The 14,528-nt window shown below is 54.2% G+C and carries 14 protein-coding genes; 7 read left to right on the forward strand and 7 right to left on the reverse strand.

Features of this window, described 5'->3' with window-relative positions; all coding sequences use genetic code 11:
* Both CJD38_RS12910 and CJD38_RS12915 read right to left on the reverse strand, forming a co-directional pair.
* The coding region (locus CJD38_RS12910; RefSeq protein WP_146165984.1) for a DUF3450 domain-containing protein at positions 1 to 241 on the reverse strand (241 nt) is incomplete at its 3' end.
* Between the two features lie 96 nt (positions 242 to 337).
* Positions 338 to 1,309, reverse strand: coding sequence for an enoyl-CoA hydratase/isomerase family protein (locus CJD38_RS12915; RefSeq protein ID WP_107940786.1), 972 nt, complete (start codon positions 1,307 to 1,309; stop codon positions 338 to 340).
* 404 nt (positions 1,310 to 1,713) lie between these two features.
* Here CJD38_RS12915 and CJD38_RS12920 point away from each other — a divergent pair, with 404 nt between their 5' ends.
* Positions 1,714 to 2,787, forward strand: coding sequence for an AraC family transcriptional regulator (locus CJD38_RS12920; RefSeq protein ID WP_107940787.1), 1,074 nt, complete (start codon positions 1,714 to 1,716; stop codon positions 2,785 to 2,787).
* A gap of 12 nt (positions 2,788 to 2,799) precedes the next feature.
* Here the strand turns inward: CJD38_RS12920 and CJD38_RS12925 are convergent, their stop codons facing one another.
* Entirely contained in the window at positions 2,800 to 4,512 is a 1,713-nt protein-coding gene (locus CJD38_RS12925; RefSeq protein WP_206362991.1) for an FAD-dependent oxidoreductase, read from the reverse strand.
* A gap of 213 nt (positions 4,513 to 4,725) precedes the next feature.
* Here CJD38_RS12925 and CJD38_RS12930 point away from each other — a divergent pair, with 213 nt between their 5' ends.
* From CJD38_RS12930 to CJD38_RS12955, 6 genes are read left to right on the forward strand one after another with little or no spacing between them, the layout of a single operon-like run.
* On the forward strand, positions 4,726 to 6,156 hold the full coding sequence (locus CJD38_RS12930) for an NAD-dependent succinate-semialdehyde dehydrogenase (protein ID WP_107940789.1): 1,431 nt from the start codon (positions 4,726 to 4,728) through the stop codon (positions 6,154 to 6,156).
* Positions 6,157 to 6,199: 43 nt separating this feature from the next.
* Entirely contained in the window at positions 6,200 to 7,000 is an 801-nt protein-coding gene (locus CJD38_RS12935) for an SDR family NAD(P)-dependent oxidoreductase (RefSeq protein WP_107940790.1), read from the forward strand.
* 2 nt (positions 7,001 to 7,002) lie between these two features.
* Positions 7,003 to 8,142 carry an acyl-CoA dehydrogenase family protein gene (locus CJD38_RS12940; RefSeq protein ID WP_107940791.1) on the forward strand — a complete coding sequence of 380 codons (1,140 nt, stop codon included), beginning with the start codon at positions 7,003 to 7,005 and terminating at the stop codon, positions 8,140 to 8,142.
* Positions 8,142 to 9,056, forward strand: coding sequence for an acyl-CoA dehydrogenase family protein (locus CJD38_RS12945; protein ID WP_107940792.1), 915 nt, complete (start codon positions 8,142 to 8,144; stop codon positions 9,054 to 9,056). The genes CJD38_RS12940 and CJD38_RS12945 overlap by 1 nt, the downstream gene beginning before the upstream one ends.
* Before the next feature lie 4 nt (positions 9,057 to 9,060).
* Positions 9,061 to 9,486 carry a PaaI family thioesterase gene (locus CJD38_RS12950; RefSeq protein ID WP_107940793.1) on the forward strand — a complete coding sequence of 142 codons (426 nt, stop codon included), beginning with the start codon at positions 9,061 to 9,063 and terminating at the stop codon, positions 9,484 to 9,486.
* On the forward strand, positions 9,483 to 10,694 hold the full coding sequence (locus tag CJD38_RS12955; RefSeq protein WP_107940794.1) for an MFS transporter: 1,212 nt from the start codon (positions 9,483 to 9,485) through the stop codon (positions 10,692 to 10,694). The genes CJD38_RS12950 and CJD38_RS12955 overlap by 4 nt, the downstream gene beginning before the upstream one ends.
* A gap of 2 nt (positions 10,695 to 10,696) precedes the next feature.
* On the opposite strand, the gene CJD38_RS12960 is transcribed toward CJD38_RS12955, so the two are convergent.
* The 4 genes from CJD38_RS12960 to CJD38_RS12975 all read right to left on the reverse strand — a co-directional run bounded on the left by CJD38_RS12960 (position 10,697) and on the right by CJD38_RS12975 (position 14,523).
* Positions 10,697 to 11,521 (reverse strand): SDR family NAD(P)-dependent oxidoreductase, encoded by an 825-nt coding sequence (locus CJD38_RS12960; RefSeq protein ID WP_107940795.1) that lies wholly within the window; start codon positions 11,519 to 11,521, stop codon positions 10,697 to 10,699.
* A gap of 44 nt (positions 11,522 to 11,565) precedes the next feature.
* A complete protein-coding gene (locus CJD38_RS12965) occupies positions 11,566 to 12,879 on the reverse strand; it encodes an amidohydrolase family protein (RefSeq protein ID WP_107940796.1) in 1,314 nt (437 codons plus the stop codon).
* 79 nt (positions 12,880 to 12,958) lie between these two features.
* On the reverse strand, positions 12,959 to 14,122 hold the full coding sequence (locus CJD38_RS12970; RefSeq protein WP_107940797.1) for a thiolase family protein: 1,164 nt from the start codon (positions 14,120 to 14,122) through the stop codon (positions 12,959 to 12,961).
* Positions 14,119 to 14,523: a Zn-ribbon domain-containing OB-fold protein gene (locus CJD38_RS12975; protein ID WP_107940798.1), complete on the reverse strand. Its 405-nt coding sequence runs from the start codon at positions 14,521 to 14,523 to the stop codon at positions 14,119 to 14,121. The genes CJD38_RS12970 and CJD38_RS12975 overlap by 4 nt, the downstream gene beginning before the upstream one ends.
* Positions 14,524 to 14,528: the final 5 nt, after the last annotated feature.

The following is a 14,528-nucleotide window of genomic DNA, read 5'->3' on the forward strand; positions in this document are numbered from 1 at the left end:
GCGTGGCGCGGAATTTGTCGGACAGATCATTGCGCTGCTCAGAAATCGAGTCGACGCGCTTCTGCGATTCGGCAGACGCCACCATCCAACGATTGCTCTCTGCAGAGACATCAGAGACCTTGGCAGCGTAAGCAGCTGATGCAGACAGCGTTGCAATCGCAACACAGCTCACCAAAACCGTGCGCGCCTTATTGCTGCTACTCGGTACGAATGAGCTCAGCATTGTTTGAAATCGTTCCATTTTGAATTCACCTTAAAAAACTGTCGTGATGATCATTTTTACGCACGATAAATTTCGCGTGACTATTACCGCTTTATACATTGAGACGAACACGGCTCACGGCTTACGCCGATTAGAGCGGCTCAAGCGCCACTCGGGTGGATACTGCATATCAAGATCTTTAACGACGTTGTTGAGTCCCTTCTCAAAAACATCGTCACCTAATTGCACATCGCCTTTTTTGTCATTTTTCATCATTGGCAACATGCCCTCGACAAATCCGGTGAGCAAACTGCCCATGTATTCGCCGCGGTTCTGCTTATATATCTCAATAAAAGTTTTTTGCACTGCAACAACGTCCATCGGGCGAGTACGCGAACAAGCCATGGCGTACTTTTTGGTCTCTTCTTCCAGCTTTTCCCGAGGCACTATGCTGTTTACAAAATTGCAGGCGTCCATTTCCTTGGCGGTAAACGGGCGCCCAGTGAAGAGCATTTCCTGAAATTTGCGCAAACCAATTGTTTCGATCCAGGTCCAAAGGCGTGGGCCCCATCCCGCGTAGCGAAAGGAGGGATGACCGAACAAAGTGTCGTCCGAACACACCAATAAATCCGCATCGGCCGCTTGGTAAAAATGCCAGCCATAGCAGTAGCCCTTGGCTTCTACGATGCTAATTTTCTTGAATTCTTGTAATGGGCGATTGCCTGCGCTGGCCTTGGCGTAATGATCTGTTAAGCCATGCAGAAAGCGGAAAGAGCCCTTGGGCGGATATTTGACGCTTGGGTCATTAATTCCAAATTCGTGCAGCAGCGAGACGTCCTCGTCGCCTTCAGAGAGCATGTCTGCCTGCTCTGAAAGATCGCCACCACCACCAAAATTGTCGCCTTCTCCCCTGATAACCAACACTTTCACTTCGTCGTCGATATTGGCTTGCAATACGAGATCAGCATAGACCTGACGCATGCCAACAGAAGTTGAGTTCAGACTTTCGGGCCGATTGAAAGTCAGGTACGCAATTCTGTTAACAACATCCTTCTCATAGCGGATGTATTTCTTCGCTTCACTTTTGAGATCATCAATATTGATCATATCTACTCGTTTACATGCGTGGAGCTAAATGAGTCAGGCCTGCAAAAGCAGGTGAAGCGGCGCTACGTTTTGAATCTCCTCAGGTCGAATTTAATTCGACTCATTTCTTATCATCAGTGTTGTTCATTATTTGCTGGCCTTAGTAAAGAGTTCAAGCCGTTTTAGTCGATAAAACGGCACTCAAACTATCCCCTCGACGCACACCCTTTAAAAATGCATCTGTTTTCATTACATATTTAAATCATCAGTGTTGTTCATTATGAATTCTGACGATGGTATGCTTATCGCAGATAGTTATGGCACGCATTTAAGGTTTATGTCCTGACACTTGGTGTGTAGGAATCGACATTAAGCGCAAAGTGCCCAGTGATCTGCAAAGCAGGTCAGCGATGAGGAGCAATGCGATGACGGATGGAAACTTTTATAGCTTAGAAGGGCCGCTCGATTCAATGCCAGTTAAACGGCAAATGCGTGCAGCGAATCTAACTGGTTTTGGCGATGTGGTGCGTAATCTCGGCGGAGATCCACGCTCAATTCTAGAGCGCCACAACATTGATCCACGCGCCATGCGCGATCCCGATTTTTATATCGACTCTCAATCGCTCGTTAACGCACTCGAATACTGTAGTACTTCGTTCAACGATTCCCTGTTTGGCCTGAAGCTAGCCCAGCATCAAGAGCCAGAAATTTTCGGATCTGTTGCTGCGCTTTGTCGCTCAGCAGGCTCGGTTCGTGAAGCACTGGAAAGCTTCATCAACTACATTCCTGTTGTGCATTCTCCAGTTGCCGTTCTCGAACTTGCAGAAGGCCAAGAGACGACCGAGCTGCGTTGGTATTCCAAAACAGATCTCGGACAAACCAATCAGGCCAATTACAAAGCAACGCTGCTGATTCTCAAGCTGCTCAAGCAAATCGGCGGACAGAACTTCCGCCCCAGCTATGTAAACCTCGCAGTCGATGCGCGCCAAAAGGATTTGCCCGAACTCGCCAGCAAATTCGGATGTCCGTTTCACAGCAGAGCATCTACCAACGCTATCGCATTTCCCAGTGCAGTGATGGACCGAGCAGTGGGCAGTTCCAATAGACTGTTGTTCAGACTGCTAGGCGGTTATCTGGGTCGCGTGAGAGAAGCTTCAAGAACAACAATTCTGGAACGCGTTGAAGATTATGTTCGCGGCTCCTTGCCTTCAGGTAATTGCTCGATTGAGCACTGCGCCGACAAGCTAGGAACATCTGTTCGTACACTACAAGCAAATCTTAGTGACAGCGGTCTACGCTTCTCAGACATCCTCGAAAAGCAGCGTATCGATCTTGCTCGCGTTCATCTCGAAAGCGGTGAATTATCGCTGGATGATGTGGCAGATATTTTGGGCTATTCGGAGCAGTCGAGTTTTGGTCGTGCGTTCAAACGCTGGACCGGCTCAACACCCAAGCAATATCGCAAAAATCTTGAGTCGCCCAAGATCGCAACGCACTAGATTCGTCGAAGATTAGACGGGATCTGTGTTGATACCAGCGGCATGTTTCGCTGCAACATAGCCCCAGACAAACGACGGGCCGATACTGCAGCCTGCACCTGGGTAAACGCGCCCCATAACCGAGGCGGTTGAAACACCTGTTGCGTACAAACCGGGGATCACTGCTCCATCCTCTCGCAGCACGCGTGCACATTCGTCAGTCACAACGCCACCGTAAGTGCTTACATCGCCCGGCACGACTGGCACTGCGTAATACGGCGCTTTTTCGATCGCCCCCAAAGCTGCAGAAGGCTTTTGAAACGGATCGCCAAGCCAACGATCGTAAGCGCGTTCACCGCGATGAAAATCTTCATCGCGATTCTTCACCACAAATCCGTTAAAACGCTCAACAGTGCTCTTCAGCGTTGAGGGATCCATTTTGAGTTGACGCGCTAAATCTTCGATCGATTCAGCCTTGTGCAGATAACCTTCATCAATCCAATTTTTCGGTTTACGACTACCGGGCATCTTTCCAGCGAGCATGTATTTCTTGAGATATTGCTGATCGAATAATGCCCAGCTAGGCACTGCAGCAACCTGCTTGTTTCGCTCAATCATGCCCTTGCAATACGCCATGTACGAACCACCTTCGTTCATGTAGCGAACACCACTTTGATCGACCAGAATCGCATGCGGCGCAGCGGTTAATCTCTGCGCTGTCGGCATGAAATCCGCACCCTGCTCTTCCGGCGGCAGCGTCAGTTGAGTGCCGACCATTTCATCCATCTGCGCAATGGCCGCGCCATGACGCATCATCTCTTCAATCATCTCGCCGGTGTCGCCACTAGACGCCATCGTCCACTTCACCGAAGTGCCGGGTTGATAGCGATCACGCATCCGCTGATTACGTGCAAAACCGCCTGCGTTAACCAGCACACCCAGACTCGCGCCCACCTTCCAAGGACGTCCATCTTTGACTGTAACAACGCCAGTGACAGCGCCATCTTTCATGATCAATTCACGCACGGGCGAGCCGGGTCGGATATCAACGTCAGCGCGTAGTGCCGCCTGCAACATTCGTCCTTGCAACGCAGCACCCGCAGAGATCCATTGCTTGCCAGTCAGCTTCGCCGCAATCGCACGAAAAGCGATCTTCAGCATCAAAATTTTTATGCGCCAGGATCGCTTGAAGCCTGGTAGTTCCAATAGTTCATCGAGTGTTGCGGGCAACTGCAAGAAACCTTTACGCAGTTTGTTCTTCCAAGGTCCGAGCTCATTGACGTTGAATAGCTCTGCAACAACCGTGCGGCCGGGCGCTGAGCCGCCAGGACGGTCGTCGTAATAATCCGGCCACTCCGCTACACGCGTGAGTTTTATCCCTTGATCCACCAAGAACTGCACCATGCACGGCGCTTCATGCAGATAACTGCTGCGACGCTGGCGTGAAGTGCCGGGTGCATCGACAGGATCACCGACAACGCTATCGAGATAGGCAGAAGCCTGCTCATAGCTGTCTGGCACACCATCACGCTTCATGAACGGATTATTAGGAATCCACATGACTCCACCAGAGCGTGCGGTCGTTCCTCCAACCAAATCTTCCTTCTCAAGAATCAGAACCTTCTTACCCGCAGACCGCATCAGCAAGGCCGCGCACATGGAGCCGCCGCCGCTACCGACGACAACAAAATCGACAAGCTCGTCGAAATCACTCATACGCGTGAGTTTTACTACGTTCAATCGCATGCTATTGCCGTCTCAGATAAGACACAGAAAATCGTGCGCACTGCCAAACACGATCCTAAGCCAAGATTACATCGGGATTCATGCGCAGATTTGAGTATTAGCGTGGCCAACTGGTCTGTCGATGATCGCCGTTATGCCCGCAGACGCAATGGATGCGCGTGGCTGTAGGCGCGGTCATAAGATATCGATGGGTATAAAAATATTACTTCGGCAATGACCAGTCTAAAAAAAGAAGCTTGCCTCATCGGTGGCGAATGGATAACCGGCGAACACTGGATTGATGTAGACGATCCAGCCACTGGCGCGGTGATCGGCCGCGTGCCGAGATTGGGCCGCAAAGAAACTGAACGTGCAATTGCTGCCGCTGAACAGGCGATGGGCCCTTGGGCCAAACTGACAGCGAAAGAGCGTGCGCGCACATTGCGCCGCTATTTCGAATTGATCATGTCGCATCAAGACGAGCTGGCCGCAATCTTGACGCAGGAACAAGGCAAACCGCTAAACGAAGCGCGCGGTGAGATTGCCTATGCCGCAAGTTTCATTGAATGGTTCGCTGACGAAGCGCAGCGCGTCTATGGCGATGTCATTCCGAGTCACGCTCCAGACAAACGCATTGTTGTGATCAAGCAGCCGATCGGCGTTGTTGCCGTAATCACGCCATGGAATTTTCCAGCAGCGATGATCACGCGAAAGATCGGCCCTGCCCTTGCAGCGGGTTGCGCTGTGGTCGTGAAGCCTGCGTCGCAAACGCCATTCACCGCACTCGCGCTCGGCGCACTCGCAGAGAAAGCAGGCTTGCCCGCTGGTCTGCTCAACATCATCACTGGCAGCTCAACGGAAATTGGTGACGTACTGACGTCCAGCGAAACCGTTCGCAAGCTGTCGTTCACGGGATCTACCGATGTCGGTGCAAAGCTCTATGCACAGTCTGCCCCAACAATTAAGAAACTCAGCCTTGAACTAGGCGGCAACGCTCCGTTCATCGTGTTTGATGATGCCGATCTGGATGCCGCCGTTGCTGGCGCGCTTCAATCAAAATTCCGCAATGCGGGCCAGACCTGTGTCTGCGCCAATCGCATTTACGCGCAAGCAGGCATCCACGACGCTTTCCTCAGCCGACTCACTGCTGCAACCGCAGCGCTGAAAGTAGGCGCGGGCAACGAAGCGGGCACTGACATCGGCCCGCTGATCGACGAAAAGGCCGTTGCAAAAGTTAAAGAACACATCGCTGATGCCACTGCCCAAGGTGCAAAGGTGATGACGGGTGGTTCAGCACATGCACGAGGCGGAAGATTCTTCACGCCAACCGTGTTGTCAGGCGTGACTCAGAAAATGCTCGTGAGTCGCGAAGAGACATTCGGCCCGCTGGCGCCAGTGTTCCGTTTCGAAAGCGAAGAAGAAGTGATCGCACAAGCTAATGCGACACAGTTTGGACTCGCCGCTTATTTCTATGCGCGCGATATCGGACGCGTATGGCGCGTGGCCGAGCGTATCGAAGCAGGCATCGTTGGCGTCAACACGGGACTGATCTCAACCGAGCTCGCTCCATTTGGCGGCATCAAGGCATCGGGACTCGGCCGCGAAGGTTCTAAGTACGGCATCGAAGATTATCTGGAGATCAAGTATCTCTGTCTTGGCCTTTAGCCATTGATCAAGCGCGACACAAAAATATATTGAGGAAAATTACATGACAAATAACTCAAACCAAAAACCAGTTGTACTGATCACCGGCGCCAGCGCTGGCTTGGGCGACGGCATTGCGCGTCGTTTCGCCAAGGGTGGATTTCGCATCGTCGCTGTTGCACGTCGCAAAGACAGACTCGAACAACTCGCAAAAGATCTTGCTGGTCAAACTGAAGTGCTCGTTGTCGCCGAAGACGTCACCGCACCGGGCGCGAGTGATCGTGCGGTTGACGCTGCGATGAAAGCTTTCGGCCGTCTCGATTGCCTGGTTAACAACGCGGGCTACTTCAAGTTTGGTGCGGTTGATCAAACCGACGACGCCATGCTGGACGAAGCCTTCGATATCAGCCTCAAAGCACCCTTCCGCTTTAGCCGCGCAGCGCTGCGCGTAATGGGCCCCGGCTCATCCATCATCAACGTCGGCTCCGTCTGGGGCCTGCGTGCCGGCCTTAGCGGTGGTAGCTATTGTGCAGTGAAGGCTGGCCTCATCGGCATGACACAGTCAATCGCAGCGGACTACGGTTCCAAAGGCATTCGTGCGAATGTCGTTGCACCGGGCGTAATCAAAACCGACATGACAAAAGACTTCTGGGATACCGATGGTTTCCAGCGCTGCAATCAGGAAATGACGCCGTTTAATCGCGATGGAACCGTTGCAGACGTTGCTAACGCCGTGCACTTTCTTGCATCGAACGAAGGCAGCTTCATCAATGGCCAAACACTGGCACTCGATGGTGGCTGGTCAACGACCAAGTATCTGTCGATGGATGCAATCGTCGCTGAACGCGTTCAGAAAACTGCATAAGCATGGACTTTAAATGGGATTCTGAGCAGCAGAGTTTCCGCGCGACGGTTCGCGCTTTCCTGAGCGAGCACTTGCCCGCTGACTGGGAAGCGCTGGCCCATGGTCCGGGCTCTGCAGCACAAAGCACTTTCTCGACGAAATTCTGCGGTGCACTCGCCACAGCCGGCTTGCTCGTTCCGCATTGGCCGCAGCACTGGGGTGGACGCGACGCCGATCCTTGGATGGCTTTCATCCTCGCAGAGGAAATGTGGGCTGCTGGCGAGCCACGCGGCGGTCAGTACATGAACGTGAACTGGATCGGCCCAACGCTGATGCGCTTCGGCAGCGAAGAACAACAGGCGCGCTACATCCCGCCGATGGCACGCGGTGAAACGATCTGGTGCCAAGGATTTTCTGAACCTGAGGCTGGCTCTGATCTTGCGTCCTTGCGCACACGCGCTGAACGCAACAACGGTTCGGGCTACCGCATCAACGGTCAGAAGATCTGGACGTCTTACGCTGGCGTTGCCGACACCTGCTTCCTGCTTGCCCGTACGTCTGTGGGCAAGAACGGTATTTCGATTTTTCTGGTGCCCATGGATACGCCGGGCATCACAGTTCGTCAGATTCCCAGCATCATTGGCGAAGGCGATATTCACGAAGTCTTCTTCGATAACGTGGAAGTCCCGAAGACGGCGATACTCGGCGCTGAGGGCCAAGCTTGGGAAATCGTTCGCACTTCGCTCTCACTTGAACGTGTCGGTATTCCGCGCTTTGCGTTAGCAGCGAGAATGCTTGATCGCGCAGTGGCTACGCTGAAGAAGTCTGGCCGTTTCAACGGCGGTGCGATTGAACAAGCCGCACGCGCAAAAGCCGCTTGCGAAGCCACACGCCTCTATAGCTACAGCATCATCGATCAGCGTAAACGTGGCCTTCCACCCGGCCCAGAAGCCAGCGCTGCGCGCTTTGCGACAGTTACGGCTGAACGTCTAGTCGGAGAATTTGTTGTTGAACAATTGCCGGATGCATTAGCCGGTGGCGATCCGCTGCTACTCGCTCACCATCAACGCGCGATTGTTGCGGGCATTGCTTCAGGTGCTGCTGAAATTCAGCTCAATCTGATCGCCACAGAATTACTGCGGATGCCACGGGAGCCTCGCTAATGGATTTCACACTGACATCCGATCAAAGTGCGCTCACGAGTGCTATCGATCGACTGGCAACGCATTTTGAAGCGATGCCGACCGACTTCTATGGTTTCACGCTTGCAGGCACACAGCTCGAGAAAGAACTCACAGACGGCGAATACTTCGACATCGCAGGCATTCCAGATCTCGGCCCACTGACTGCCACTATGGCGGTCGAACGGCTTGCATGGCTGCCCTGTACGGCTGAAATCGCGCTATCAATGCTGGTGCGTCCGCATCTCGCCACTGAGCTGCCACGACCATTTGCAGTCATCGAAAACGGCAGGCCGGGCCGCTTCGTCGCCACAGCAAAAACATTGCTCATCATTAATGGCGACGATATCGGCGTTGCGCATCCATCCGTGGATGCGGTTGAAGCCGTCGACTCCTTGTACGCCTATCCGATGGGCACATTCACAGGTAATGCATCGGTGACGACGCTATCCGGCAGCGATGCCGCGAATGTTCGCAAATGGCTGCGCATCGCACTCGCTGCGGAGATCAGCGGCCTGCTACATGCCGCCATCGCTTCCACTGTAGAACACCTGAGCATCCGTAGACAGTTTGGCCGATCGCTCGGAACGTTCCAGGCACTGCGTCATCGCATGGCCGAATGTACGGTACTCGCAGGTGGCGTGCGTTGGCTCGTGTTGAAAGCTGCATCGACCGAAGACGAAGGCGATGCCGCTCTCGCCGCGCTGCATGCACAGGAAAGTGCAACGCGCATCGTTTATGACCTGCATCAGATGCTTGGCGCGATGGGCATGACGCTGGAGCATCCGCTGCATCTGTGGACGTATCGCATCAAAGCTTTGCTCTCTGAGCTAGGCGGACGCGGCGGACAGGCGGCAGCCGTTGCTGCGCTGTGCTTCAACTCAGAAGCCGCTTGATCGTATGAATGCTGAAACGCTGAAAGCAGAAGGCTGGAAAAGTCTCGACGGCGCTGGATTCACCGGCACGCTAGGAACAATCTGGATTCGCAGCATCGGCTCGCAACACACGCTCGGATTCTTTTCTGATTCGCGCCACTGCAATCAGAGCGCTGACGTCGTGCATGGTGGCGCGCTCATGACCTTTGCCGACATCAGCCTTGGCTATGGCGCAGCCAGAGCTCTTGGGCATTCGGCCTGTGTCACTGCACAATTGCAAACACACTTTGTCTCCAGCGCACCTGTTGGCGCTTTTATCAGCTGCCAACCTGAAGTCGTTCGCAAAGGCGCTTCACTGGTCTTCACCCGTGGACTGATCTGCGTTGGCGATAAAGCCGTGGTTAGCGCCGACGGCATTTGGAAAGTGTTGGAGCAAAAACCGCGCGCATGAATTACATCGGCGAACTGCGCGTCAATTGGCGTTCATTGCTGGCCAGTACCGTCGGCCATGGCGCAGGGCTCGCAGCCACCGCTTACATCATCGGTACTTTTGCACCGCATCTGCTCGCTGAATTTGGCTGGTCGAAATCAGATTTTGCACTGCTTGGTACCGCAACCTTGCTCACACTCGTCTGCCTGCCACTCATCGGCCGACTGACTGATCTATTCGGTGTGCGGCGTGTTGCCATCACTGGCGTGTTGTTTCTGCCGCTGTCGTATCTCGCACTCAGTTTTTTCAACGGTGAACTACGCGTCTTCATCGCGATCACCATGTTGCAAGTCATTTTCGGCACCACAACGACGTCGACGGTCTACAGTCGACTCGTTGCAGAGCGCTTTCAAAATGCACGTGGTCTCGGGCTGGCCATTATGGCGAGCGGTCCTGCCATCGTTGGCGCGATCGGTGCGCCATTACTCAGCAACTACATCGACACAAATGGTTGGCGCGCCGGCTATCAAGCTCTCGCCATATTCACTGCCTGTTTCGGCATCATCGCGCTGTTTCTGATTCCGCCACATGAATATCTGGGCGCGCTGCCACGTAGCAAGCGCCAAGCACGACGCGACTACAAAGTGATTATTCGCAGTCCTGCGTTCTGGGTGATCGCTGGCGGCATCTTCCTTTGCAACATTCCACAGCCACTGCACGGCTTACAGTTGAAGATGATGTTGCTCGATAACGGCGCTGGTCCCGCGTTCGCATCAAAGTTAGTGTCGATGTACGCGATTGGCGTGATCATCGGGCGCTTCGTGTGTGGCCTTGCGCTGGATCGCCTACCAGCACATTGGGTCGCTGCCGTCGGCATGGGCTTGCCGAGCATCGGCATGTTCATGCTCGCTTCATCGATTGATACGCCATGGGCGCTGGGATCTGCCGTACTGCTGATGGGCCTTTCGCAAGGCGCCGAAGGTGATATCGCAGGCTATCTCGTGCTGCGTCACTTCAAGGTCGATATCTACAGCAGCGTTCTTGGATTAGTGATTGCTGCATTGGGCATCGCTTCAGCGATAGGCGCAGGGCTATTAAGCCTCGCCCTCAAGCTCACTGGCGGCTATGACTTGTATCTCGCACTCACCGCAGTCGGTGTTCTTATTGGCAGTGGATTGTTCCTGCTACTTGGACGCAGCAATATCGGCGACCGCGAGATTGCTGGATAGAACTACACCGCCAAGCTATAGCCACCATTGACCGGATATGTTTGTCCCGTAATCCAACTGGCCGCATCGGAGCATAGGAATAGCGCCATGCTCGCAACATCGTCTGGCTTGCCGAAGCGGCGAATAATGTAGCGTTCGACATGCGCTTTAGCTTTGTCACTTTCCAGAAACGCTGTGCGCTCGGGCTCAGGCAGCACCGGCTCCAGCGTCGACAGTGAAATGCAGTTGGCGGTAATGCCATGGCGACCCGTTTCACGCGCCAGTGAACGCATGAAACCAGCAGCGCCCGCTTTAGCTGCTGCGTAAACAGCGAGTCGCGCTTCGCCAACGCGACCCGCGTCAGAAACAATCGTCACAACACGACCACGCTGATGCTGAACCATAACGGGCAACGCTGCATGACAGCAGTTCATGACGCCTTGCAGATTGGTACGAAAGTAACGATCCCAGTCGCTCGGTGCGGTTTCCCAAAACGGCGGCATGGGTCGCATCGTCACGTTGGGACCAGCGTTGCCCGCATTGTTAACGAGCAAGGTGATGGGCCCGAGTTCGCTGGCACGCGCCATTGCTGCATGCACGGCATCGTGATCGCCAACATCAGCCGGAACGGCCAGCGCAGAAACACCCAGCGCTCTAATTTCAGCCGCGACCAATTCAGCTTTTAGTGGATCAAAATCATTGACGGCAACGCCGCCTGCACCGTTTTTTGCGAAGGCCAGTGCGATGGCGCGACCAGCGCCTTGCCCAGCACCACTGACAAAAGCGATCTGACCGCCCAAGTCGAGCAGGTCCTGACGGTCTTCGGGATGCGTCTCATGGCCTGCCATGTGTCGAAGGGCAACGCGTGCCTGAGCACACGTTGCCCGGACCTTTAGGCTGCCTTCGAGTGGTGCGAGAACATCTTCATCAAGTCGCCCGAAGTTACCGGACGCTCCACTTCACCTTCTGCCAGCGGCTTGGCACCGCCAGAAGATTTCGGCGTGACATCGACGCCATCAGCTGCGGCCTTGGCACGCAACGCGCCAACCGTCAGGTCTTCGCGCTTGTTGTGCTTGAACATATCGAAGTTGAAGAACTTCATGGCGTTGAGGTGCGTGATCTTGTCGATCTGCTTATCGGTCAAGTGCTGCACGGTCTTGAACAGATACTCCGGCACTTCAGGCCACAGCGAATCTGAATGCGGGTAATCGCATTCGTAAGACACCATGTCTTCATTCAGCGCATCGAGATTCTTCAGGCCGAAGGCATCGTCAATGAAGCAATTCAAGAAATGCTTGGCGAAGATTTCGCTAGGCTTGGTGTCGCCGAACGTTGAGTGTGTCCAGAACTTGTGACGTGAGTGGCTGAAGTCAGCGCGCTCAAGGAAATAAGGAATCCAGCCGATGCCGCCTTCTGACAGTGCGATTCGCAACTGCGGATAACGGTGCAGAGCTTCGAGGTTGAGCCAATCGGCAGCACCCGTAGCAATCGACATCGGCATCGTCGTGATCCACGCTTCAATCGGCGTTTCCATCGACGCATGCGGTGCCGGGTTGCCTGCACCGATGTGCAAGCAAATCTTCATATCGTTTTCGACAATCGCCTGCCACATCGGCTCCCAATAAGCATTGTGAATGCTCGGCAGACCCTGCACGGTTGGGTTCTCGTTGAGAGAAACTGCAGTGCAACCCTTCTTGGTCAGACGTTTGATCTCTTCAACCGTCGCCTTCATGTCCCAAGTCGGCAACAGCGCGCAAGGGATGAAACGACCAGGGTGCGAGCCGCACCATTCATCAACATGCCAATCGTTGTAACCGCGCATGTGAATCAGCGACAAATTCTTGTCTGGCACTTTGTGGAAACGGCCGCCGTCAAAACCGGGGAAGCTGCCGAAATTGAGCGAGGCAGCGATACCGTTGACATTCATGTCATCGATACGTGCATCTTTGTCGTAGCAACCCTTGCGCAGTTGTTCGAAGGAAGTCGGCTCCATGCCGTACTCTTCCATCGGGCGACCCACCACGGCGTTGAGGCCAACCGATGGCATCTTCAGGCCCTGGTATTCCCAGAAAGTCGTGCCGTTGTCAGCAACCTTCAACGTCGGCGCGCTTGCGAGCTCAGCACCGGTGAGGTGCTGCTGATACATATCTGGTGGTTCGCTGATGTGGTCATCGACACTAATCAGCACCATGTCGTTCATCTTCATAAGCCTTACTCCTCGCTATTCAAATCGTGACTCTGAGAGCCGCGTTATTTCGAAGCCCGCTCGATATGAGCGGAGTTAATTAATCTCGTGCCAGCAACAATGCAGTTGCCAAGGGTCCGCCGCCGGAAGTACTGACCGCGACGCGTGGATCACCCGGAATCTGACGCGCGCCGCCCTTGCCTCTCAGCTGCACAACAGCTTCGTGTGCAAAACCGAAGCCGTGCAATCGACCCGCGCCAATTTGTCCACCAAAGGTATTGAGTGGCAGCTCACCATCCAATGCGATGCGCTTGCCGCCTTCGATGAAGCGACCGCCTTCACCTAACTCGCAGAAACCGAGCGCTTCAATCCAAGCCAGCGCTTGGAAGCTGAAGCCGTCGTACAACTGTGCGGTGTCGACATCAGCAGGTTTGTAATCCGTACGCTTCCACAGATCAGCACCTGTTGGATAACAAGCCAACTCATCGGCTTGATCCCAGCTATGGCGCTCAACGGTGCCTGCCATTGCAGCAATGCGAATTGGTGTGCACTTCACTTCATCAAGCGCGTCGCCTGCTGAAACGATAACTACGGTTGATGCATCAGTGAAACGATCGCAGTCGTACAAGCACAGTGGTGAAGAAATCATTCGCGCTGACATGTACTCATCCATCGTCAGCGGTTCGCGCACAAGCGCACGAGGATTCAACGCTGAGTGAGCACGCGCTGTCAGTGCAATCTGTGCGAGCTGCTCACGCTTAAGGCCATAGCGCTTCACATGGAGCATCGCGTACTGCGCAGTCCAGGTAACTGCAGAGATCGCATTGAATGGTGCAAACCATTGTGAGGAGCCGTCCACGCGATCACGCTGTGGCCGTGGATATTCGTCTGGCCGCGCCAGCGCAGCTGCTTCATAAACGGTGCGGAAACAAATCACATGACGGGCTTGTCCTGCACGAACAGCAGCCGCAGCCGCTACTACAGCGCCAAGCTGCGATGAGATCTCACCACCACCGGCGTACCAAGTGGCGCGAATGCCCAAGGCATCAATCAATTCATCTGCGCCGACAGGCGAGAAGCCGAGATAAGCAGGAATACGACCGGGATAGGTGGAGACTCCATCGATCTGACCGATGGTCAAACCTGCTTCGTCCAGCGCTTCGCGCACGGCATCAAGCGTCAACAACAAAGGCGAGCGAGTCAGCCTGGTGCCGATCTCGGACTGCCCCACGCCGCTGATATAGGCTTCGTTGGCGGACATCAGTTGATCTTCTCAAAGAGCGGGATGAACACATCATCCTGCTGCAGAAACTTCACGCGAACCTTATCGCCGATATCCACAGAATCAACTGGGCAATCGACGATATTGGTCGTCAACAACACGCCGGGTGCGCCATCAATCGCAACACGCGCAATCACGAAAGGCACTTCCATCGTTGGAGACCACTTCTGATAGTTGATCGTGTACGAATACACAACGCCGGTTCCTGCCACGGCTTCTGGCTTAACGTTTTCAGATAAACACTTTCTGCAAACAGGGCGCGGTGGGTGAATGAAGGTCTTGCAGTCCTGACAACGCATCAGCCGCAGTTGTCCCTCTGCCCCGCCCGTCCAGAAGGCACGGTTGTCAGCATCAAGTTTCGGCAATGTGCGTGTGGCTGCCATGTCTT

It is taken from the genome of Stenotrophobium rhamnosiphilum (assembly GCF_003052265.1).
Taxonomy (GTDB): Bacteria; Pseudomonadota; Gammaproteobacteria; order Nevskiales; family Nevskiaceae; genus Stenotrophobium; species Stenotrophobium rhamnosiphilum.